The following is a 21,804-nucleotide window of genomic DNA, read 5'->3' as shown; positions in this document are numbered from 1 at the left end:
CATGGCACTCGCCAAGGCAAGCATCACGATCGAGCACACCGGGGCGCGCTTCGACGTGATGTTCAACCCCGAGGAGTACGGGCTCAACAAGGACAACAACTACGCGTCGCAGGCCATACCGGGCCTGGGCTCGCCGATCCTTCAGTTCGTGCACGGCAATCTCCGCACGCTGGAGATGGAGCTCTTCTTCGACACCACCGACACCCGCACCGACGTGCGCGCCGAGACGCAGAAGGTGGTGGACCTGCTCAAGATCGATCCCGAACTGCACGCGCCGCCCGTGCTGCGCGTGGCCTGGGGGTCTCTGCAGTTGCGTTGCGTGCTGGCGCGCGCCAACCAGAAGTTCATCAAGTTCCTCGAGGACGGACGGCCCACGCGGGCGCGCGTCACGGTGAGCTTCAGCGAATTCATCGATCCGGAGCGCGAGGCCAAGGAAGTCAGTCGCCAGACCGCGGACTTCAGCAAGGGCTACACCGTGCAGCGCGGCGACACGCTCTCGGCGATCGCCTTCCGCTTCTATGAAGACCCGGCGCTCTGGCGACCCATCGCCGCGGCCAACGACATCGACGATCCGCGCGGCATCGAGCCGGGGCAGGCGCTCAAGGTGCCGGCCTTGCCCTTTACCGATCCGGCCACCGGGGAGGTGACATCCTGATGCGCCTCGCTCCTGAATTCGCGATCAGCATCGACGGCAGCGCCATCCCGGCGGCCCTGCGTGCGTCGATCGTCTCCGTCGCCCACACCGATGGCATGGAAGGCGCCGACCGTGTCGAGCTGAGCATCGCCAACACCTCGCTGCAGTGGCTCGACCATCCGCTGCTGCAGGTCAACAACGAGTTCCGCCTGTCGATGGGCTATGCGCCGGGCCCGCTCGAAGAGGTGTTCGTGGGCGAGATCACGGGCATCGAGCCGTCCTTCCCGTCGAGCGGCATTCCGATGATCCGGCTCACCGCGCAGGACTACCTGCAGCGCCTGCAGATCGGCACCAAGGACCGCGCGTTCCGCATCAAGATCCCATCGGTCGGGAATTTCCCGCTTCCCGATTCCGCGGTGGCTGCGCTGGTGGCCGGCACCAATGCGCTGATCCCCGAACTGGACCCGGTGGGCGGCACCTTGTCGACGCTGATCGGCCTGGCCACCTTCCTGAGCTTTCCGCAGTTCGCGCAGATGGCGGTGCGCAAGCAGAGCGGCGTGGACGACTTCCAGTTCCTCACCGAAGTCGCCAAGGACAACGGCTGGCAGATGTACATCGACCATACGGCTGAGCCGCACGGGCGCGTGCTCAAGTTCCAGTTCCTGATCCAGGACTATGCGCCGAGCCTCACGCTGAAATGGGGCGCCTCGCTGATGGAGTTCACGCCGCGCCTCACGACGGTGGGCGACATCGAGGGCGTGGCCGCGCGCGTGTGGGTCGACAGCATCAAGATGGATTTCGTCATCGCCCTCAACTGGGACTACGACCGCGCGATGTTCAAGCTCTCGATCACGCCCGGGGGCGAGATCGGCGAGCTGCTCGCGCCGGGCAAGGTCACGACGCTGAAGCCGACCAGCTATGCGACCGCGCCGCGCAAGATCCTCACCGAACTGCTGCCCAAGCTCAACAACAGGCTCACGGGCTCGGGCAGCACGGTCGGCGATCCGCGCATCAAGGCAAGCCGCGTGATCAACCTCGAAGGGCTCGGCGACCAGTTCGGCGGGCTCTACCGCATCACGTCGGCCACGCACACCATCGACGGCGGCGGCTACCGCACGAGCTTCCAGGCGCGCAAGGAAGTCTGGTTCGGGTCCATTCCCTTGCCCAAGGGCCGTGGCGGACTGGTGCGGCTGCAGGGCCAGTTCACCGTATGAGCAAAGGCAGCCATCATGGATGACCAACTCTTCGAACGGCTCGACCAGCTCGGCGTCGAATCGCAGCCCGACGGCTTCGCGATCGCGCCCGGCGTGGTCACCAACAATCTCGACGCGGTCGCCGAGGGCCGGGTGCAGGTGCGCATTCCGTCGATCCCGGCGATCGAGCCGTGGTGCCGGCTGCCTTCGCTTGGCGGCGGCTCGGGCCGCGGCTTCGTGTGGGTGCCGCAGATCGACGACGAGGTGCTGGTCGCCTTCGCGCAGAACGATGCGAGCGCGGCCTATGTGCTCGGCGGCTTGTGGAGCACGGCCGACCGTCCGCCGCTCACGGTGCCCACCGACTTCCTCACCAAGCGCGTCATCAAGACCGGCATGGCGGGCGGAGTCGGCCACGAGATCGAGTTCGACGATCTCGCGCAGTCGATCACCATCACCACCAGCACCCTGCAGAAGGTCACCATCGACCCGTTGCAGATCAAGCTGGAGAACACCGCGGGCACGCTCTCCATCGCGCTCGACAACACGACGCAGACCGTCACGGTGCAGGCGGCCGTGAAGATCGAACTCAAGGCGCTGCAGATTTCGCTCGAGGGCACGCAAGTCGACATCAAGGGTGCGATGGTCAACATCCAGTCGTCCGGACCCTGCAGCGTGCTGGGCCTTCCGATCAAGCTCAACTGAGGAAGGAGACGCCATGCCTTTCGCAGCCCGCGTCGGCGACCCCACGGCCCATCCCGGCGTCATCACCGGCCCGGGTGTGCCGACGGTGCTCATCGGCGGCATGCCCGCCGCGGTGATGGGCGACATGCACGCCTGTTCGATGCCGCCGCTCGCGGGCCCGCATCCGCCGACGCCCATCGTCAAGGGCAGCCTGACGGTGCTGATCGGCGGCCGGCCGGCCGCGCGCATGGGCGACATGAGCGGCTGCGGCGCACCGATCGTGATGGGCTGTCCGCTCGTGGAAATCGGAGGCTGACGCGATGGCCCGCATCGATCTCACCTCGTCGTTCCTCGGCAGGGGTGGAGCTTCCCGGTAGGCGTGGATGCCGGGCAGACGGCCACGGCCGCCTACGACGAAGACGTGCGCCAGGCCATCCTCATCATCCTCGGCACCGACCCCGGCGAGCGCGTGATGCGGCCGGACTTCGGCGCGGGCCTGCGCGCCTTCGTCTTCGAGCCGCTCAACCCTTCCACGCTGGAGGCGCTGCGCCAGCGCGTGCTGGAGGCGCTGATCGACTGGGAGCCGCGCATCGACGTAGACAGCGTCGTGGCCACCGCCGATGTGGCGAGCGTGGGCAAGGTGCTGATCGAGATGAGCTACCGGGTGAGAGCGACCAACACGCATGCCAACCTGGTGTATCCCTTCTACCTCGAGGAAGGGTCCGCGCAGTGAACACGAAGCCTTCCGTCGAGCTGGACCGCCGGGACGCGCAGGCGCTGCTCGCGGCCATCCTCGCGCGCCGTGTCGGCTACACGCCCGAATGGCTGGCGGGCGACAAGAGCGCAGGCGCGGGCCTGGCCGCCATCGTCGCGCGCTATCTCGAAGCCGTGGCCCAACGGCTCGAACAGGTGCCGCCCAAGCTCAAGCTCGGCTTCCTGGACATCGCGGGCCTGAGCCTGGTCCCGGCGCAAGCCGCGCGCGCGCCCGTCGTTTTCAGGCTCAACGACCAGTCGGCCGGGGGTCGGCCCCGGCCCGAACGCCCGTGGGCGCCGCGCCGCCGCCCGGCGGCACCGAGCAGGTCCTCTACGAGACCGAGCGCGCCGTGGGGGTCACGGCGGGGAAGATCGTGCAGATCGTGAGCCTCTGGCCGGGTCGCGACGAATACATCGACCACACGGCGGCGTTCCTCGCCGGCGAGCCGGTCGAGCCCTTCGCGGCCCGCCTGCGCCAGCCGACGCCGCATCAGTTGGTCCTGTCGCACCCGGTGCTGCTTGCGCTGTCGGGCAAGGTGCGGCTCTCCGTCGAATTCGAACTGCAGCACGGCGCCACCTCGGGGCTCGACCTCGTCTGGGAGTACTGGGACGGCGCCACCTGGCGCGGCTTCATCGCGACCAGCACCGAATGCAGCTGGGCCGCTGCGGCGGATTTCGACAGCACGGACGGGCTCGTGCAAAGCGGCAGCTTCGTCCTCGAGACCGATTGCGCATCGGCCGCGAAGACGAAGGTCAACGGCATCGACGGCTACTGGCTGCGCGCGCGCCTCACCCAGCCGCTGCCACCCGACCCCGGCCAGTCGCTGCCCGAGGTCGACACCATTCGCCTGTCGAGCACTGTCAACGGCGCGCTGCGTGGGCGCATCGCGGTCGGCAAGGCGGTCGCAGCGCCGGTCGAGGCCGCCCGGGCAGAGCTTCTGTTGGCGTACAACGCCGCGTCACCCACCCCGACCCCGTCGAGCAGCCTCGGCGGGGTGGTGAGCAATGCGGCGGGACGGCCCGTCGAGGGCGCGGTGGTGCGACTGACCGACCCGGCCGACCCGACGCGCGCGGCGTACACCTCTGCACCGACCGGTGCGGACGGCATTTACCAGATTCCCAACGTCAATTTCAGCCGCACCTATCTGTTCGATGCCACCTTCGCCGGCATCACCTTCTCGGCGCCCGACGAATTGCGCCGGCCTCCGCAAGCCGCGTCCTCGGCGCGGCCCCAGGTCGACCTCAGGCTGTCCGTCGAAGGTCTCGCCGCCGACAAGGCCTTCGCTGATGCGACGGCGCTCGATCTCAGCAAGCCCTTCTACCCGCTCGGCCAGCAGCCGCAACCCGGGTCGGCCTTCTACTTCGCCAACGAGGAAGCCTTCGGCAAGCCGCTGGCCAAGGTGCGCATCTACATCGCGCGCACGCTGTCGCCCCAGGACGAGGGCGCCGTGTCGGGTTCCAGCGCGCTCGCGCACCAGGTGGATTGGGAGTACTGGAACAGCCGCATGTGGGCGCCGCTGGCGGTGACGTCGAACTTCGCCGATTCGAAGCTCGACCTCGACCGCACCGAGGTGGTCGACTTCACCGTGCCGATCGACATGGCGCCGGTCAAGGTCAATGAACAGGAGGCGCGCTGGGTGCGCGTGCGCCTGCAGAGCGGCTCCTACGGCTTCAAGCAGACCATCAGCTTCAACACCGACGCGGCGGGCGTCGGGACGACCAACACCTTCACCTACGTGGCCGCGCAGCCGCCGGTGCTTGCGTCCTTCGCCATCGGATACACGTGGCAATACGGCCCCTTCCATGCCGAGCGCGTGCTGGCGTACAACGACTTCGCCTACGTCGATCGGACCGCCGAGGCGATGTGGCCGGGCACCACGTTCGCGCCCTTCGAGCGCGTGCGCGATCTCACGCCGGCGCTGTACCTCGGCTTCGACAAGCAGCCGCCCTCCGACCAGCTCGGCCTCTTCTTCGACGTGGTGGAAGCGCCCGACGCACCGCAGGGGCCTGCGCTGGTGTGGGAGTACTGGGACGGGCTGGAATGGACGCGCACCCCGGCCGAGGACGAGACCGGCTACCTGCGTCGCCCGGGCATCGTGAACGTGCTCGCGCAATCGGATGACACCGAATTCGCACGCTTCGACGCGCCGCACCACTGGCTTCGCGCGCGGCTCAAGGAAGACGGCCCGCCCGGCGAGCCGGTGTTGACCTCGCTGCATCCCAACGCCGTGTGGGCCTCGGAGCGGCATACGCTGCACGACCTGCCGCTGGGCACCAGCAACGGCACGCCGAACCAGCGCTTCGCGCTCACGCAGACGCCGGTGCTCGATGGCGAGCGCATCGAGGTGCGCGAACTCGGCGGTGCGCGCGCGAACGTCGAATGGCGCATCCTCGCCATGGCGCTCTGGAGCGGCGACGGCGGCGTGCTGGCGCAGTTCGAGCAGCTGCTGGCGCGCGAGTCCACCGACACGGAGGTCGCGATCGGGCCGCTGCGGCTGGTGCGCAACCGGCAGAAGCAGGTGACCGAAGCCTGGGTCCGGTGGGAGCGGCGGGAACAGCTCTACTTTTCCGCGCCGGGCGATCGGCACTACGCGCTGGATGCGAGCAGCGGCCGCGTGGACTTCGGCGACGGCGAGAACGGCCGCGTGCCGCCGGCGGGCGCGGCCATCCTGGTGCGCGAGGTGAGCGTGGGCGGTGGTTCCAAGGGCAATGTGGCCGCAGGCGCGATCAAGCAGCTGCTGGGGGTGGTGCCGGGCATCCAGGATGTCTTCAATCCGCGCGCGGCCGAAGGCGGCGCCGACGGCGAGCCGGCGTCGGCGGTGCTCGATCGCGGCCCGCGCACGGTGCGGCATCGCGGCCGTGCGATGGCGCCGGGCGACTACGAGACGCTCGCCGTGCAGGCTTCGCCGGCGGTGAAGATGGTGCATGCCATCCCGGGCCGGAGCCCTTCCGGGCAGATGCTTGCCGGATGGGTCACGGTGCTCATCGTGCCCGGCAGCCTCGATGCGCAGCCCTATCCGTCCTTCGGCCTGCGCGAGCAGGTGCGCAAGTACATCGAAGCGCGCGCGCCGGCCGACCTGGCGGCGTTGCATCGCATCCATGTCACCGGCCCGACCTACCTGCCCGTGGGGGTCGCGGCGAGCATCACGCCGGTCGACCCAAGCCGGGCCGGCGCGGTGGAGCAGAGCGTGCGCGATGCGCTCGAACGCTTCCTGCATCCGGTCTTGGGGGGCCGGACGGAACGGGGTGGCCCCTGGGTCGCGATGTCTACATGTCCGATGTCGCCGCCGAACTCGAACGTGTGCCGGGCGTCGACTACATCGAGTCGCTCGACCTCGTGATCGGCGGCGTCCCGCAGGGCGAGTCGGTGCGCGTCGCGGACGACGAAGTGGTCGCGGCCGGGCCGATCGTGCTGCGCATCGACGAATCGGGAGCCTGAGCATCATGTCGATCGCACTGCCCAATCTCGACGATCGCCGCTGGTCCGATCTGGTGGAGCAGGGCCGCGCGCTGGTGCCGCTCCATGCGCCGGAATGGACGGACCACAACGCATCCGATCCCGGTATCACGCTGATGGAGCTCTTCGCCTGGGTGGCGGAGATGGACATCTACCGGCTCAACCGCCTGACCGACGCGCAGAAGCTGCGCCTGCTCGCGTTGATGGGTGTGCGCCCTGCGCCGCCGCGTCCGGCGACGGTAGCGAGCGCGCTGCGCATCACCGCCGGCGCGAGTCCGGTGTCCCTGCCCGCGGGGAGCGAATTCTCGGGCACACGGCTCGACGGGACGGCCGTGCTGCTGCGCTCGAAGGCCGCGATCGATGTGGTGGCTGCCGGCCTGAGCGCGGTTCAGGGCAAGGATGGGGCGGGTTTCCGCAATCTCACCGCGGCATGGACCCGGCAGGAGAGCATCGCGCTGTTCGGCGATGACCCGGCGCCCGGCGCGGAGCTCTACCTGGGCTTCGATCAGGCGCTGCCCGTGGGTGCCTGGGCGCAGCTCTACTTCTGTATCGATGGTGCGCAGGCGACCTTGGCCGAGCGGGCGCGCATCGTGGCGGATGAGCAGGCCCCGGGGCCGCTCGTGCATCACGGCGCCCGCGTGGTGTGGGAATACCTCGCGGACGTCGGCGCTTCGGGCACGTGGCTCGCGCTGGAGGCCGTGGACGACACGCGCAGCTTCAGCCTCGCCGGTTCGGTGCGACTGCGCCCCGCCCGGGGCATGAAGTCCGCGCCGCTCGGGCGCGTCGCCCGGGCGCTTTGCTGGGTCCGCTGCCGTTTCGACCAGGGTGCATTCGATGACGCACCGCGCGCCAGCCGGGTGATGTCCAACGGGGTGGAACTGGTGCAATCGGTGCCCGTGACGACGTCCTGGCCCATCGCGAAGGGCACCGTGGCCGCGGGCAGCCTGACCCCTGGCCAGTCCACCGGCCTGCGGCTGACCGTGCAGGCGGGGCAGATCGTCGCCCTGTCGGTGGACACCGCGCCCGATGCGCCGAGCTTCGTCGTGCTGGCCTACCGGGCGGCGACCGCGGCGCTGCCGGGCCTGCTCGTCATCGAAGGCTCGCTCGCCGGAACCGGCACCGGCGAGCCCGGCCAGCGCATCACCCTGGGACAGCGGCCGCTGGTCGAATCCAGCCTGCGGCTCTTCAGTGTCGAGAACGACCGCTGCCGCGCGTGGACGCAGGTGGACGACTTCGCTGCATCGACCCGGTTCGACGCGCACTTCCATCTCGATCCGACCCGAGGCGACGTGGTCGCGGGCGACGGCGAGAAGGGCCGGGTGTTTCCGCCCGGCTGCCGGTGTTCGCCTGCTACGAAGCCACGCAGCCGGCTCCCGCGCTGTCGCAACTCGCCGGCCTGGCCAATACGCCGCACAACCGCGCCTTCATCGCCGATGCGAGTGCCATCGGCCGCATCGCTGCCGACGCGCCCGTCGCGATCGAAGCCGCGGCCGATGCCGAGACGCTGACGCATGCCATCGGCCGCGCGATCGCATCACGCGAAGCCCGGCTGCGTGCCGTGACGGCCGAGGACTTCGAAGCCATTGCCAGGGAGACGCCCGGTCTGCGCGTGGCGCGCGCCATCGCCCGGCCGAACCTCTACCCCGCGCTGCAGTGCGTGAGCGCGCCGGGCATGGTCGCGGTGATCGTGCTGCCGACGCTGCCGCTGTCGCGTCCGGTGCCGAGCCCAGGCTTCGCCGAGCGCATCGCCGCGCGCATCGAGGCGAGACGAACCATCGGAACGCGGGTCGTGGTCATCGGCCCGCGTTATCTCGAAGTGGCGGTGCACGCCACGCTCAAGGCCTTCGAGGGCACGGACGCCATGCGGCTGGCCGCGCAAGTGGCGCAGGCGCTCGATGCCTTCTTCGACCCCCTGCGCGGCGGACCCGACGGCACCGGTTGGCCCCTGGGCCGCGATGTCTACCGCGCCGAGGTGATGCAGGTGATCGACCAGACGCCCGGCGTGGACCACGTCCTGTCGCTCGAACTCGTCGCCGAAGGTTGCGCGCCCACTTGCGGCAACGTCTGCCTGCGCCCGAGCTGGCTGGTCGGCGCGGGGCCGCACAACATCGAGGTGGCCTGACCATGTCGACTCCTTATCGCCGCGATCTGGAAAGGCTCCGTTATTGGCAGGGCCAGACCTTGCGCAGCCTCGACGCACGCGACCAGGACCGCTTCGATGCGCTGCGCCGCCAGTTGCACAACCGTGCGCTGCATTCGACCGGCGGCGTGGCCTTCGGGCTTGCCGTCAGGCTGGCGGCCGATGCGCAGACGGTCGAGGTGGCTTGCGGATTGGCCTACGACGCGCGGGGACGCGAGCTGATTCTTCAGCGTGCGCGTCGCATCGCGGTGCCCGCGGTGTCGAGCTGGCTGGTGCTGCGCATGAGAAATGACGGTGCGTCGCGCGCATCCACATGCTGCGTGGTGGTCGACCCCGGATGTTCGCCGGCCGATGCGCATCTGCTGGAGCAGGATGTCGAACTCGCCTGGGCACCGCGCACGTCCTTCGCGCCCGGCAATGGCGTGTTGCTGGCCCTGTTCGGCGACGGAGCGCTCGATGACACCTTCGCGCCGACGCAGGCCCGGCCGATCGCCCGGCCGCGGCTCGCGCGTGGCGAGACCGTCAGGGGCGATACGCCTTGGGAGCCCTGGGTGGTGGAGCGGCCTGACGGGAAGGGCGGCATCCTGAGCCGGGTCGTCGGGGTGCAGACGCACATCGACACCTCCGCGAGCGGCTTCACGCAGATACCCCGCTACGTTGCCAACCTGCAGGCGCAGACCTGGGACCTGGCCAGCGCCGAATTCGCACCGGCCTTCTTTCCGAGCGTGGCCGATCCGGCGGTCGACGGCTTCACCTTCCGGTTGCTGATGACGGAAATCGCGCGGCGTCGCTACAGCGCATGGTTCGGCACGGGAAGGGTCGCGTCGATCGCACGTGGCGTCGGGGACCGGCTGCTGGTCGAAGTAGATCCGCTGGCGACATTCAAGGTGGGCGACGTGGTCGCGCAGTTGCGGCCCAGGGCGGGCGCCGTCGTCCGCATCGACGCGTTCGCCGGGAACAAGCTCACGCTCGCGGCGCCGCTGGCAGTGGAGGCAGGCGTGACGATGCTCGCGGTGGCGAATCTGCCGCGCGTGGCCTCGGTGCTCGAAGTGCTGCCGGAAGACCCGGCAGTGCTGGCGGCCTTCACGGCCGTGCTGCCGGTGAAGAAGGGCGATGTGCTGCAGCGCACCGCCGACAGTGCGTTGGCCGTCGTGGATCGCGTGTCGCAAGGCAAGCTCACGGTCGGAAAGCCCTTCGCCGGCTGGAAGACGACAGACGCGCTGATGGTCGCCCGCATGGCCGGTGCCGCCGATGTGAAGACCGCGTCGGTGTCGCCCGACGGCGCCAGTCTCGTCCTGGAACTGAAGCCCGCGACACACGGCATCGAGCTCGGCATGTCCCTCGTGCTGCTGGATGGGGACAGGCTCCCGCTTCCGCTCGCGCGCACGCCGAAGGTGACCAGCCACAACGGGGCCGTCATTGAAGTGCAACCGGTGCCGGCCGCCGCTGAACTGGCGGGCCTCGCGCGCGTCGCGCCATTGGCCGCCGACATCACGATCCAGGGCCTGCAGCCGAAGAATCGCAGCACCGTGGGGCTGGACACCATCGATCCATTCGATGTGGGCGACTTCGTCGCCGCGTCGGACGATCCGGCGCACATCGCGGTCGTGGAGCAGGTCAACAAGGGCAAGAAGCAGCTGGCGCTGAGCACGGCGCTCGCCGTCGAGGCCGGCTCCGTGATCGTTGGCGTGAACTGGCAGACCGCCACCACGGTCGACGTCTTCGATGCCAAGGTGCCCGACAAGGTGACGGTCGGCCGCGCAGGGGCGGCGCGTCCCGGCGACTTTGTGGCGCTGCGTGCGGCGGGTGATTTCGCGACGCCGGTGCCGGTCGCGAGCGTCGCCGGCAAGACACTCACGCTCGACGGCTCGCTCGTCGGCGCGATGCGGCTCGACACCCTCGCGGTCGGCCGCTTTCCGCGCACCGCGACCGTCGTGTCGCAGGACACGGACCCGGCCCACGTGACCCTTGCCGAGGCCGGTGCTCTGAACGCGGGTGATTGCGTGATGCGCCTGCCCTCGGGTGGCCCCCGGCCGATCAGGGTCCGGTCGTGCAGGTGGTGAGCGTCGGCGGCACGCAGGTCGTGCTGTCCGAATCACCCGGGACGCTCGTGCCCGGCGACAGGCTGGCGATGGTGCACTGGCGCGATCTCGTGGGCGTCAAGACAGCGGCCGACGCGACGCACATCGAGGTCGACGGCGCCGTGGCGTTCCGCGAGGGCGACGTGGTCGGTGTGTTCACGCACCATGCCGACTGCTCCAATCCCGGCTATGTCGAGAAGATCGAAGGCACGCGGCTCACGCTGCTGCCGGGACTGGAGGAGGGCGACGGCATCGTGGATGAGGGCTGGATCGACGGCGGCATCGTCGGCCCCGCCGCGGTGAGCTTTCTCTCTCCCGCGCAGCTGTCGTTTCCGTCGGACTGGCAGCCGCTGGTGCGCATGGAGAAGCTCGAAGGCTTCGATGGCCGCTCGCCCGCGACGGCCTACGGCTTCGACCTGCTCAGCGGCCAGTTCCAGTCGCGCAGCGTGCTGCCGCTCGTCCTGGACGCTGGGGACGCCCGCCTGGGCTTCTTCTTCCAGGGTGCGGACCCCTACCGATTCCGTCCGGAGACGCTCTCGCTGATCACGCGCTTCAACACCGACTTCCCGCGAGCCTTCGCCACCTTCGCGCAGCAGCAGCAACTGGTGGTGCGCTGGATCGGCTGCCAGGAGGAGGAGCTTCCCGCCGCTCGCGAATGTCCGGCGCAGACACCCTATGACGCTTGCGCGTCCGCCGCGCCGACGACTTCCTCGGAGGACTCATGACCCTATCCATCCTCGGTGACACCCGCTTCGTCGAGCGAAGCACCTTCTTCAATGGCCAACGCCTGTTCGCTTCGGACCTGCAGGGCGTGGAGGAATTCAATCGCCAGATGCGGTGGCTGCACAACCAGAGCCTGCACCAGCCGGGCATCGGTGCGGGTTATGCGGTCGGCGGCGCCAAGGGCGACAGAGAGGTGTCGATCCAGCCCGGCTACGCCATCGACGCCAGCGGGCGCGAGATCGTGTTGACGGATGCGATGGTGCTGGCCGTGCCGCCGGTCGCGGGCGACGATTTCGGTGCGCCGGTGTTCTTCGACCTGACTGTGTCGTACCCGGACGAGCGCGCGCTCAGCGTGGCGGAGACGCGCGAAGGCGTCTGCGGCGCACCGACCGGGGCGATCCGCCTGCGCGAGACACCGGTGTTCTGCTGGGTGCGCCTGGGCCCGGCGCCCGACCGATTGCCCAAGGACCCGATCCTGCGCGACGCGGTGCAGGACGGCACCCAACTGCGACTGGCACGCGCGCAAGTGCTCAACTGCAAGCTCGATCAGCCGCTTTCGCTGGCGCAGCGCCGCAACGCCCGGCCCGCCGCACAGCCCTATGTCGCCAGTGGAACCAGCGGGAAGCTCGACTGGACGGTGTCGGGTGGCGGCGCCTCGGGCTTCGGGGTGCAGCTCGTCGCTGTTGTCGACACGACGCAGGCAGCCTTCCGCACCACGCCCCGCTATTCGGCGCAGGTGATGGGCAGCCGTGAATTCACATTCGACGTGAAAGGCAAGAAGGTGATGCGGCTGGTCGACGGCTTCGTGATGCTGCTGGCCGCGGACAAGTCCGGCTTCCGCTTTTCGCTGCTCGTTCCGGACTCGCTGCTGTCGACCTTGCCGCCCTCCGCGGACGACCCCGACCCCACGACCGCGTCCGATTTCGAGACGCAGTTGGCCAAGAAGGCCAGCGAGCTGTGGACCATCGACTGGATCGGCGTCGAAGGATGAATGCCGTGGCCTCGGACACACGCCCCTTCCCGCCACCTGAACGACGACGGCCTCTGGCCGCGCTTTCATTGGCAGGGACTCACGCTCGGCGCGGATGGCGCGTTGCGCCTGCAGGGGCTGCCGGCTTTCGACGGCGCAGCCCCGACGATGCCCGATGCATCGAAGGCGCAGCCGCCTGTCGCGGGCCTTGCGGTCGATGCCGACGGGTCGGTGTACATCAGCGATCCGGCAAACGACGACATCTGCCGACTCGATGGCTGCTTCGGAGGTGTCGAGCCCGCGCCCTGCATCGGCGGCCACGGAACGGGCGACACGCAGTTCGACCAGCCTTCAGGCTTGGCGATCGCGCCACGGCGGCATGCGCTGTATGTGGCGGATGCCGGCAACGGCCGCGTGCAGATCTTCGATCTGGACGCGATGGCGCTGTCGGAACTTCTGGACGGATTCGTCACGCCCGTGTCCTTGGCGCCGGACGAGGAAGGCCGCCTGTACGTGGTCGATACCGGCACGAAGCGCGTCGAGCTGTTCACCACCTCGGCCGACAGGCTGCCCGCGTTTGGCGACATGGTCGCGGCGAGCGGCCATGCGGGCGATCCGTGTGCGGTGGCTTGCGAAGGGAAGCGGGTGTACGTGCTCGATGGTTCGACGCATGCGCTGTGCGTCTTCTCGCAGGACGCCCTGGTCGAGGTCGTGGCCACCGGCATCGCGTCGGCAAGCGTCTTCACCGTGATCGATGGCGCGATCTACCTCGGCGACCCGAGCCGCCGGCGCATTGCCGTGTGGCAACGCGACCAGGCCGGGGCGTACCGGTACGCCGGCGATGCGGCCGACTATGAAGGTCCGGTGGCGGCGCTCGCGCCGGACGGTGCGGGCGGCTTGCTCGTGTCGCCCGGCGGCTGCGTCGCGCCCATCCGCTTGCGGCTCGACGCGAGTCATGCGGCCGAAGGCTGGTTGTGGAGCGACGCCATCGTCTTCGACACGCTCGCGCACGACTGGAATCGTCTGCACGCCGACATCGACCTCCCGGCCGGCACGCATGTGCACTTCTTCGCCTTCACCGGCGCTCGCGCAACGCCGCCACCACCGCCCTCGTCGGACGGCATCTTCGGCGCACCGTGGCGCGCGATCGGCAGCGATGTGACCGACTTCTTCATCGACCTTGTCGGCGGCTCGAAACAGGAAGCGCTCTGGCTCGGGGCGCGTTTCGTCAATGACTTGCGCGACACGCCGGTGCTGTCGCAGGCGCGGGTCGACTTCGACCAGACGAGCTATCTGATGGCGCTGCCCGCGATCTACCGCGAGTCCGGCGGGGGCGGCAATTTCCTGCAACGCTATCTGAGCCTCTTCGAGAGCTTCTTCGACGAATTCGAAGCGAAGGTCGACGGACTGCCGGGCCTTCTCGATCCGGCCGCCGCGCCGCCGGACGCCGTGCGCTGGCTGGCGGGCTTCCTCGCGCTGCCGCTTCCCGAAGTGCAGCCGGAAAAGACGCAGCGCGAGGCCATCGCGAATGCCTTTGCGCGCTATGCCCGGCGCGGAACGGTGGCCGGCCTGCGCGAGACCCTGCGCGAGGAGGCGGGCGTGCGCGCACTGATCGACGAGCCGCTGCAGGCCATGGGCTGGTGGGGCTTGCCCGCGCCGTCCACGTCGTGCAAGCCCGGCGAGGCCGGCACCTGGACGGACGGCGGCGATTCCATCCTCGGCTTCAACACGGTGCTCGCGGACGCCGAGCCGCAGGGCGCGGTGGTGGGCACCACGGCCACGTTCGACCGCTCGCAGCTCATTGCGCAGGACGAATTCGGCACGCCGCTCTTCGAGGCCGCGGCCTATCGCTTTCGCGTGCGGCTCTATCCGGGCGACCTGCTTTGTGCCGGCAAGCTCGACGAGGTGCGGGCCATCGTCGAGCGCGAGAAGCCGGCGCACACGCTCTACGACCTGTGCGTGATCGAGTCCGGCGTGCGCGTGGGCTACCAGGCCGGGCTGGGCATCGACACGCTGCTCGGTGGCGGTCCCGCCGAGCCGGGTCCACTTGGCGATGGCGCCCTGGTACTGGGCGGGCAGCCGCGCGCGCGGCTCGGCATGGACAGCCGCGTGGGCGAAGGCGCACAACTTTGATGGACACCAGGAGAAACCACATGCAAGACGATCCGGTCGAATGCGATGCGCTGAGAAGCTTTTCTCGTCCGCGCTACTTCTACGGGCAACTGCTCGACGTTCGTCATTTCGAGTCCGAGCAGGCCTACTTCAAGCGCAAGCAATGGCTGCGCAACCGGCTGGTCGACGGCTTCGGCGTGGTGTGCGGACTCGACGTGCAGGTGGGCGACGACGAGCACAGCGTCGTCGTGATGCCGGGCCTGGCGCTCGACAGGCAGGGCCGCGAGATCGTCGTGCCGACGCGCAGCAAGCCCGTCGCGATTCCCTCGCGCCCGGCCCCCGATGCGACGCCATCGGGGAACAACGGCGGCAGCAGCTCCAGCAACAACAACGAGGGCCATTGCGACGACGACTGGGTGCAGCTCGTCGTCTGCTACGAAGAATGCAAGACCGACCCCGAGCCCGTGATGTCCGGCGGCTGCGACACCACGACACGCTGCTCGCCCGGCGCGATCCGCGAGGGCTACTCGCTGTCGCTGCGACCGGGCAAGGCACCCGACATCCCGCTCGATTCGGTCATCCAGGGGCTCGTCAAGGGCAACAACATCAACTATCGCGCGCTGGTCGAATGGGTCAGCGCGCCCTGTGACTGCGATGGCGGACCGGGCTGCATCACGCTCGCCAACATTCATCTTCCCGCCACGGACAAGACGCTGGAGCCCTCGGACATCGACATCTCGGTGCGGCCGATCGTCTACGGCCTGGACCTCATCTGGGAACTGGTTCTGGCGCTCAGCCACGATGCCCCGAACCGGCGCACGGGCAAGAACTGAAAGGAAGCAACATGTCCACGATGACTGCAACCAGGACGACGGGCGGCTGCGGATGCGGCGGTGGATGCGGAGGAGGCTGCGGATGCACGTCGTCCTCGTCGACCGGCGGCACCATGGGCCGCACGAGCATCGAGCGGCCGCGCTTCTTTCCGCGCCAGCTCGTCACGCCCGACGACCTCACGCTCGGCCAGGAGTACTTCCGCAACAAGCTGCGTCGCATGAATCGCTACCTGCACGGCTGGGGCGTGGTGTGCGGCGCGAAGGTCGAGGCCAGCACCAAGCCGTGGATGGTGATCGTGCATCCCGGCTACATCCTCGGGCCCTACGGCGACGAGATCGTGATCGAGCAGGACATCTGCTTCGACTTGCGCACGCGCTGCACCTCGTCCGGCGGGGATGCCTGCGACGACATCGTGGTCGACCCGCTGTGCCCCGATCGCACCGTCGATACGAGCCGCACCGGAAACGCGCCGCTCTATGTCGCGCTGCGCTACAAGGAAGTGCCTGCCCGGCCGGTGCGCGTGGCGCCGGTGGGCTGCGGCTGCGACGACACGAGCTGCGAGTTCTCGCGCTGGCAGGACGGCTACGAGATCTGCGTGCTCGACGCCTGCCCCGATTCGCACGCCAACCCGCCGAGCATCGATCAGATCGGCAAGCCCACCACCATCCCCGACTGCCCGCCGTGCCCGACGGACCCCTGGGTGGTGCTCGCGATCGTCACGGTCGATGCGCAGGGCAAGGTGGGCTCGGTCGACAACTGCGGGTGCCGCCGCATGGTGCGCACGCTCGCGCCTTACTGGTGGCAGTGTTCGGATCCGGTGGTGCAGCCGCCCGCGCCGGCTCCCGCACCGGCACCGGCGCCTGCCCCGGTGCCGGGAACGAACAACACGGCCGGTCGTCCTCCCGCATGACGACAGGGCGATTCGGCGGAGCGCGACGTGCGAGTCCAAGCGGCAAGCCCACAACGCGGCCCGTCGGGCTCTGCGCCGGGCGCCCGCACGTCAGCGGTCCGCGAAGCCGTCGGTCCCGCCGACGACGCCTTTGAGCAGGAGGCAGACCGCATTGCCGAAGCCGTCCTGAACGGCAGGCGCTGGCATGGGTCGGCACCGGGAGGATGGTCGGCAGCGGCCAGCGCGCCGGATGGCGAGGGCGAGCCGATCCGCCGCGCACCCAAAGGCGGCCGCGAGGACACGGCGTTGGCCACGCCGGAGCCGGCTGCGCCCATGCAGACGCCCGAGCCCGCAGCCGCCGCCACCAGCGCGGCGCCCGCACTGCTGGTCGCGGACGATGCCCAGGTGACGCGCGGGCAGATGCGCAAGAGCGAATTCATGAGCGCCTTGCGAGCCGGCATTTGCGCCTCCGTCGATGCCGCGCTGGCCGGCACCGGACGCGACTCGCAAGGGTGTCCGTGGATCGACCATTGGCTCGGCTACTACGAGGCGCGCAGCGCCACGGACATCGAGCGGGCACTGCTGCGTTACGCGCCCGAGGCGGCCGGTGCATCGAACGCCTCGCAATACATCCGATTCGTCACCGCGCGCGTGAGCCTGAGCGCGCAGCGATGGGCCAAGACAGGAGAGGTCACCGGGCTGCCCGAGGAGAACCCGGGCGCGAGCCCGGTCGGCGGCCTGCTGGCGGGTGTCGGCGCGATGCTCTTCAAGCCGCGCTCGGGCGGCGCGCATGCCGCCGACCCCGTCTCGGTGCGCGAGGAACTCGGGCACGGCGAGGCACTCGGCAGCGGCCTGCGCGCGCGCATGGAAGACGCTTTCGGGACGAGCTTCGCGGCCGTGCGGCTGCACACGGACGCAACTGCGGCGCGACTGTCGAATCGCCTGAACGCGCGTGCCTTCGCGGTCGGGCCGCACGTGGCCTTCGGCGCGGGCGAGTTCCAGCCGGGGACGCTGACGGGCGATGCGCTCATCGCGCATGAGCTGGCGCATGTGGTGCAGCAGGGGCATGCCCCCGCCGATGCACCGGGGGCGGCTGCCTCGTCGGACGCGCTGGAGCGCGATGCCGACCGCTCGGCCGCGGGCGTGGCGGCAACGCTTTGGGGCGCGGGTTCGCTTTCCGAATGGCGGCGCGAGGCCAGGCCGCGCATGCGGTCGGGGCTCGGCCTCCAGCGATGTGGCAGCAGCCAGAAGCCCGTGGCCGGCCCGCAAGTCAAGGTCAAGAAGACAGCGGCGCAGGAGCGCCAGGATGACATCGCCGGTGCCAGCGAGCGGCTGCGCGACGTCAACAAGTGGGTCTCGCTGCAGCAGAAGGTGCAGAACGTTCGGGACGTCAAGGGCGTGAGCAAGCTCGACGGCGAACAGGCCGCCAACGTGGCGACGGCCATCGAGCTGTTGAACAAGGCGAGCGCGCTCTCCGGGGCGAAGGCCCTGGACGCCTTGCGGCCCAAGTTGAAGGAGGTGCTCGACCAGACCCAGGCCGCCAAGCATCCCAACACCGGATACGGACCGCAGGACGACGCGCTGGCGAGCCAGCACTCGCTGAACACGGCGATCACTGCATCGAACGAGCTCGACGAACTGGTCGTGAAGGCCAGCGAATCCGTCGACGTGAAGGAGATCAAGAAGGACGCCGAAGCCATTGCCGCCGCGCTGGCGGGTGCCCAGGCCAATCCCGGCACGATCGCGGACGCCAAGGACGTCATCGACAAGCATGCCAAGTCGATCGGCAAGCAGATCACGGAGATCCAGTCGCGCGACACCGAGACGCCCAAGGCCATGCAGCACGTGCTCTTCGTGTTGCACAGCTTCCTCGCTCTCAATGCGCCGGCGCGTGGAAAGCCGCCGACGGACGACGAGATGAAGGCGTTCGCGAGCGAAGCGCATGGCAACCTGGATCACGACTTCGGCGTCGTGTTCGGCGAAGGCAAGGTGGTCCATGGCTTCGACGCCTTTCTGCTGTATGCGGACCTGCTCGAGAAGCAACTCGCGGTACGCGCGAAGATGGCGCAGGCCAAGGTCGCTGCCGAGCCCATACCGACACAGGGCAACGCCGAGGACTATTTCAAGTCGCTCAAAGGCAAGAAGAACGACGAAGTGTTCGCTGCCTACACCGACTATGCAAGTGCCTTCTTCTTCCACGGACAGGTGGCGACGCTCGCCGACATGAACGTGGTCGACGTGTCGGAGCTTTACAAGACCCAGCTTTCGATCTTCGGTGTGCGAAGACTGGTCTGTACGGGTTACGCCCTGCTCGGCGCGCACCTGCTGGTGCAGGCCGGCGCTTCGCTCAGGGAGTTCGTGGTGGCCGTGCGCGCGACCGACGAGGACATTGCCGGCGGCAAGATCGATGAAGGCCACGCCTTGGCCCATTTGACCCGGCAGGGAAAGCACTTCTGGGTATCGAACCACTTGATCGTGATGAGCGAGAACGACGGCATCGGACCGGATGCCGTCGCGTGGGAAAAGAAGGACGCGCCGCTGCACAAGCGCAGCGGCCCGACGCTGCAGGCCGCGAATCAGGCCTTGGCGGATGCGCTGGCCGGCGCCGGGCGACGACGTGCCCCGCCGGGCGCGCAGAGGAGGTAGGCATGGCCACGAAGAGAGCCCCCGCGGATTCGAAGGCGGCGAGCCGCTCGACGGTGGCGCACAGCCAGCCGCGGCGCGGCTTCGTCGAGCCCGTGGGCCGCGTCGACGATCCGGCCGAAGTGGAAGCACACCGCATCGCCGATGCCGTGGGGCGCGGCGATTCCCACCGCCTGCCGGCGGAAGGCTGGTCGGTTGCTTCCGGGGCCGGCGTGCCGACGATCAGGCGCGCGCCCAAGGACGAGCCGATCCCTGCAAACGCGCCTGCGCCGCCATCCGCCGCTGCGCGGGACGTGTCGCCGGAAGCGAGGCGGAGCAAGGCGCAGGAGCCGGCGCAGCCTGTCGGCGACCGGCCTTCGCACCTGTTGGCAGAGGACGATGCGGCCGTCGCCCGCGGACAGATGCGCAAGAGCGATTTCCTGGCCCGCCTGCGCGAGACCGTCTGCGCCGCCGTCGACGAGGGGCTGAGCGGCACGGGCCGGGATTCGCAGGGGTGTCCGTGGATCGACCACTGGCTCGGCTACTACGCCGGGCGCAGCGCGTCGCAGATCGAGGTTTCGCTGCGCCGCTATGCCCCGGAGGCGCGCAACGCAGCAAGCGCCGACGCCTACATCGACATCGTCGCCGCAAGAGTGCATCGAAGCGCGGCGACGTTTGCCCGCACCGGCCAGTTGGTCGGCGTTCCGACGGACCTGCCCGCGGATGTCATGCCCGGTGGCGAGATGCTCGATGCCTTCGGCGGCATGTTCTTCAAGGCGCGTCCCGGCGGCCCGCGCGCGGCGGTGCCGCCCGGCTCGATTCACGAGGAGCTGGGCGATGGACGGCAGTTGCCGGCAGATGTGCGCGGCCGCATGGAGCCGGTGTTCGGCACGAGCTTCGCGGATGTGCGCCTGCATGCGGACGAAAAGGGCGCGCAGTTGTCGGAGCAGCTCAACGCGCATGCGTTCACGGTCGGCCGCCATGTCGCCTTCGGTGCAGGGGAATTTCGGCCCGGCACGATCGAGGGCGATGCGCTGATCGCGCACGAACTGGCCCATGTGGTCCAGCAGGGAGGCAGCAGGCCATCGAGCCCGATGACGAAGTCGAACGACGGCGCGGGCAGGCTTGAAGCGGACGCCGATCGCTCGGCTGTCGCGGCGGTCGAGTCGCTCTGGGACCGGACGCGCAGGTCGGCGGGCGATGTGCGCAGGAATGCCGTGCCGCGCATCCAGACCGGACTGCGCCTGAGTCGCTGCGGCAAGAGCGAGAGACAAAAGGAGATCGAGCGCCTGGGCAAGCTCCAGAGCGGCTACATGGAACAAGCGCAAGGCCGAGGAAGCGCGCCTCAAGAAGGAGGCGGAGGATGAAGCGAAGAAGAAGGGCTTGCCGCCGCCGGTCAAGGCGCCGAAGGTGGAGCTGCAGGATGTCGTCAAGAAGGCCGAGGAGGAGCACGGCCTCCCGGCGAGCCCGACCACGGCCTGGGACACCGCCGACCAGCCGGCTTGGAAGAAGCGTGCCGCTGCCGCATGGGCCAGCGTGGTGGCGAGTGTGAAAGGCACCGAGCTCGAGAAAGTGGCAAAGGGCGTGACGTTCAACTTCGATCCGGCGGCGGCGCTCAAGGGCGGCTTCTATGCCTCGCAGAGCGGCAACACGTTGACGGTCGGCATGTCGTGGGTTCAGATCGCCGAACAGGACCCGAAGAACGTATGGGAAAACCTGGCCCACGAGATGGCGGGGCACCTGCAATACGGCACGACCTATTCGAGCGAAATCATGGACGCCGCACTTTCGTCGCTCCCGGCCGACGAACGCAAACGAGTGATCGGCGACTCGCAGAAGTTCTTCGAAGCCTACCAATACCCGGAAACAGAAATCTACGCCTCGCTCTGGCAGCGCCGGTACCGTGTACCGCCAGGCAGCGGCAAGGAACTTCCGTCCGGCGGGATTCATCCGGATGACAACATCGTGAAGAGGCTGAAAGTCATGAAGGACGTACTGCACCCCGATGTCGCGCTGGCCGTCCTCAAGGAACTGAAGCGCCGCGTCGATGCCAACCCCGAGATCCTCCAGCGCGACAAGGACTTCTTCGTGCTGAAGGTCAAGGAAGTCATGGGGATCAGCCTATGACCGCCGAACAGGGCGAGGCGCAACTCGATCGTCTTGCGAGCGATGCCGCGCCGGTCTACGAGGATGCGTTCCGGTGGTTCCGGGCGCAGGGGCCCGCGGCTGCGCCGTTGCTGCTGCGGGGGCTGGACGATCGCGCCCTGGGGCCGACCGGCCGCTGGCGCGTCCTGCTGTTGCTGCGGGAGCTTGCCTTGCCTTCGACGCTGCCGGCGGTGCTGGGCAGCTTTCGCGAGGCCCTGGCCCAGGGTGATCCGGTCGTGCTCCCCGGCGCGATGGAAGCCCTGGCCGCCATCGACGCGGAGGACGCGATCTCCGGGCTGGTCGAGGTGCTGGATGGCGGCAACGCGGATTTCGTGAATCACGCCGCCGTGCTGCTGGGCGATCGGGTTGCCGGGCAGGGCCGTGGCGCGGCGGCTGCGCAGTCGGCGATCGTGGGCCTGCTTGAGAGTCCCTTGGCGGCGTCGCGGGCCAGCGCGGTGCGCGGGCTGCTTCGTGCCGCCACCCCGCTCGCGATCGACGCGCTGCGACGACACCGCGCGATCGAGTCCGATCCCCAGGTGCTCGAATTGCTGAAGGGTCTCCGGTGAACCG

At 69.1% G+C, this 21,804-nt stretch carries 20 protein-coding genes; all 20 read left to right on the top strand.

Translation table 11 applies throughout. From position 1 onward, the window contains the following. The first annotated feature begins 1 nt into the window (after window position 1). The 20 genes from ACQ858_RS12180 to ACQ858_RS12085 all read left to right on the top strand — a co-directional run bounded on the left by ACQ858_RS12180 (window position 2) and on the right by ACQ858_RS12085 (window position 21,800). Window positions 2-655: a LysM peptidoglycan-binding domain-containing protein gene (locus ACQ858_RS12180; protein WP_431273005.1), complete on the top strand. Its 654-nt coding sequence runs from the start codon at window positions 2-4 to the stop codon at window positions 653-655. Continuing rightward, window positions 655-1,848, top strand: a complete 1,194-nt coding sequence (locus ACQ858_RS12175; protein WP_431273004.1) for a phage late control D family protein — start codon at window positions 655-657, stop codon at window positions 1,846-1,848. Before ACQ858_RS12180 ends, ACQ858_RS12175 begins: the two co-directional genes overlap by 1 nt. A 15-nt stretch (window positions 1,849-1,863) precedes the next feature. After that, a complete protein-coding gene (locus ACQ858_RS12170) occupies window positions 1,864-2,529 on the top strand; it encodes a phage baseplate assembly protein V (protein WP_431273003.1) in 666 nt (221 codons plus the stop codon). Window positions 2,530-2,542: 13 nt separating this feature from the next. Further along, a complete protein-coding gene (locus ACQ858_RS12165; protein WP_431273002.1) occupies window positions 2,543-2,824 on the top strand; it encodes a PAAR domain-containing protein in 282 nt (93 codons plus the stop codon). A 63-nt stretch (window positions 2,825-2,887) separates the two neighbouring features. Then, on the top strand, window positions 2,888-3,241 hold the full coding sequence (locus ACQ858_RS12160; protein WP_431273001.1) for a GPW/gp25 family protein: 354 nt from the start codon (window positions 2,888-2,890) through the stop codon (window positions 3,239-3,241). Beyond that, window positions 3,238-3,648 carry a hypothetical protein gene (locus ACQ858_RS12155; RefSeq protein WP_431273000.1) on the top strand — a complete coding sequence of 137 codons (411 nt, stop codon included), beginning with the start codon at window positions 3,238-3,240 and terminating at the stop codon, window positions 3,646-3,648. Before ACQ858_RS12160 ends, ACQ858_RS12155 begins: the two co-directional genes overlap by 4 nt. Next, window positions 3,552-6,602 (top strand): baseplate J/gp47 family protein, encoded by a 3,051-nt coding sequence (locus ACQ858_RS12150; RefSeq protein ID WP_431272999.1) that lies wholly within the window; start codon window positions 3,552-3,554, stop codon window positions 6,600-6,602. Before ACQ858_RS12155 ends, ACQ858_RS12150 begins: the two co-directional genes overlap by 97 nt. After that, a complete protein-coding gene (locus ACQ858_RS12145; protein WP_431272998.1) occupies window positions 6,533-6,700 on the top strand; it encodes a hypothetical protein in 168 nt (55 codons plus the stop codon). Before ACQ858_RS12150 ends, ACQ858_RS12145 begins: the two co-directional genes overlap by 70 nt. 5 nt (window positions 6,701-6,705) lie before the next feature. Next, entirely contained in the window at window positions 6,706-8,226 is a 1,521-nt protein-coding gene (locus ACQ858_RS12140; RefSeq protein ID WP_431272997.1) for a putative baseplate assembly protein, read from the top strand. Then, on the top strand, window positions 8,115-8,840 hold the full coding sequence (locus ACQ858_RS12135; protein ID WP_431276845.1) for a baseplate J/gp47 family protein: 726 nt from the start codon (window positions 8,115-8,117) through the stop codon (window positions 8,838-8,840). Before ACQ858_RS12140 ends, ACQ858_RS12135 begins: the two co-directional genes overlap by 112 nt. A gap of 2 nt (window positions 8,841-8,842) precedes the next feature. Continuing rightward, window positions 8,843-10,921, top strand: a complete 2,079-nt coding sequence (locus tag ACQ858_RS12130; RefSeq protein WP_431272996.1) for a hypothetical protein — start codon at window positions 8,843-8,845, stop codon at window positions 10,919-10,921. Then, a complete protein-coding gene (locus tag ACQ858_RS12125) occupies window positions 10,909-11,664 on the top strand; it encodes a hypothetical protein (protein WP_431272995.1) in 756 nt (251 codons plus the stop codon). Before ACQ858_RS12130 ends, ACQ858_RS12125 begins: the two co-directional genes overlap by 13 nt. Beyond that, window positions 11,661-12,653, top strand: coding sequence for a hypothetical protein (locus tag ACQ858_RS12120; RefSeq protein WP_431272994.1), 993 nt, complete (start codon window positions 11,661-11,663; stop codon window positions 12,651-12,653). The genes ACQ858_RS12125 and ACQ858_RS12120 overlap by 4 nt, the downstream gene beginning before the upstream one ends. After that, entirely contained in the window at window positions 12,654-14,765 is a 2,112-nt protein-coding gene (locus tag ACQ858_RS12115; RefSeq protein ID WP_431272993.1) for a phage tail protein, read from the top strand. It begins immediately after the preceding gene. 20 nt (window positions 14,766-14,785) lie between these two features. After that, a complete protein-coding gene (locus ACQ858_RS12110) occupies window positions 14,786-15,577 on the top strand; it encodes a hypothetical protein (RefSeq protein ID WP_431272992.1) in 792 nt (263 codons plus the stop codon). An 11-nt stretch (window positions 15,578-15,588) separates the two neighbouring features. Further along, window positions 15,589-16,488: a hypothetical protein gene (locus ACQ858_RS12105; protein ID WP_431272991.1), complete on the top strand. Its 900-nt coding sequence runs from the start codon at window positions 15,589-15,591 to the stop codon at window positions 16,486-16,488. A 285-nt stretch (window positions 16,489-16,773) separates the two neighbouring features. Continuing rightward, entirely contained in the window at window positions 16,774-19,113 is a 2,340-nt protein-coding gene (locus tag ACQ858_RS12100) for a DUF4157 domain-containing protein (RefSeq protein WP_431272990.1), read from the top strand. A 2-nt stretch (window positions 19,114-19,115) separates the two neighbouring features. Further along, window positions 19,116-20,456: a DUF4157 domain-containing protein gene (locus ACQ858_RS12095; RefSeq protein WP_431272989.1), complete on the top strand. Its 1,341-nt coding sequence runs from the start codon at window positions 19,116-19,118 to the stop codon at window positions 20,454-20,456. Window positions 20,457-20,472: 16 nt separating this feature from the next. Continuing rightward, window positions 20,473-21,216: a hypothetical protein gene (locus ACQ858_RS12090; RefSeq protein WP_431272988.1), complete on the top strand. Its 744-nt coding sequence runs from the start codon at window positions 20,473-20,475 to the stop codon at window positions 21,214-21,216. Beyond that, the gene (locus ACQ858_RS12085; RefSeq protein WP_431272987.1) at window positions 21,213-21,800 is read left to right on the top strand and encodes a hypothetical protein; all 588 of its coding nucleotides are present in this window, start codon (window positions 21,213-21,215) and stop codon (window positions 21,798-21,800) included. Before ACQ858_RS12090 ends, ACQ858_RS12085 begins: the two co-directional genes overlap by 4 nt. The last annotated feature ends 4 nt before the right edge of the window (window positions 21,801-21,804 follow it).

The sequence above is a fragment of the Variovorax ureilyticus genome, from assembly GCF_050632185.1.
GTDB lineage: Bacteria > Pseudomonadota > Gammaproteobacteria > Burkholderiales > Burkholderiaceae_C > Variovorax > Variovorax ureilyticus_A.
Note: the sequence above shows the minus strand (reverse complement) of the source record. Positions and strands in the feature narration are given on the sequence as shown.

What these genes read in the sequence shown, in the direction of transcription:
- ACQ858_RS12180 (WP_431273005.1), top strand. Translation starts at nt 2, where the DNA reads ATGGCACTCGCCAAGGCAAGCATCACGATCGAGCACACCGGGGCGCGC.
- ACQ858_RS12175 (WP_431273004.1), top strand. Translation starts at nt 655, where the DNA reads ATGCGCCTCGCTCCTGAATTCGCGATCAGCATCGACGGCAGCGCCATC.
- ACQ858_RS12170 (WP_431273003.1), top strand. Translation starts at nt 1,864, where the DNA reads ATGGATGACCAACTCTTCGAACGGCTCGACCAGCTCGGCGTCGAATCG.
- ACQ858_RS12165 (WP_431273002.1), top strand. Translation starts at nt 2,543, where the DNA reads ATGCCTTTCGCAGCCCGCGTCGGCGACCCCACGGCCCATCCCGGCGTC.
- ACQ858_RS12145 (WP_431272998.1), top strand. Translation starts at nt 6,533, where the DNA reads ATGTCCGATGTCGCCGCCGAACTCGAACGTGTGCCGGGCGTCGACTAC.
- ACQ858_RS12140 (WP_431272997.1), top strand. Translation starts at nt 6,706, where the DNA reads ATGTCGATCGCACTGCCCAATCTCGACGATCGCCGCTGGTCCGATCTG.
- ACQ858_RS12130 (WP_431272996.1), top strand. Translation starts at nt 8,843, where the DNA reads ATGTCGACTCCTTATCGCCGCGATCTGGAAAGGCTCCGTTATTGGCAG.
- ACQ858_RS12120 (WP_431272994.1), top strand. Translation starts at nt 11,661, where the DNA reads ATGACCCTATCCATCCTCGGTGACACCCGCTTCGTCGAGCGAAGCACC.
- ACQ858_RS12115 (WP_431272993.1), top strand. Translation starts at nt 12,654, where the DNA reads ATGCCGTGGCCTCGGACACACGCCCCTTCCCGCCACCTGAACGACGAC.
- ACQ858_RS12110 (WP_431272992.1), top strand. Translation starts at nt 14,786, where the DNA reads ATGCAAGACGATCCGGTCGAATGCGATGCGCTGAGAAGCTTTTCTCGT.
- ACQ858_RS12105 (WP_431272991.1), top strand. Translation starts at nt 15,589, where the DNA reads ATGTCCACGATGACTGCAACCAGGACGACGGGCGGCTGCGGATGCGGC.
- ACQ858_RS12095 (WP_431272989.1), top strand. Translation starts at nt 19,116, where the DNA reads ATGGCCACGAAGAGAGCCCCCGCGGATTCGAAGGCGGCGAGCCGCTCG.
- ACQ858_RS12085 (WP_431272987.1), top strand. Translation starts at nt 21,213, where the DNA reads ATGACCGCCGAACAGGGCGAGGCGCAACTCGATCGTCTTGCGAGCGAT.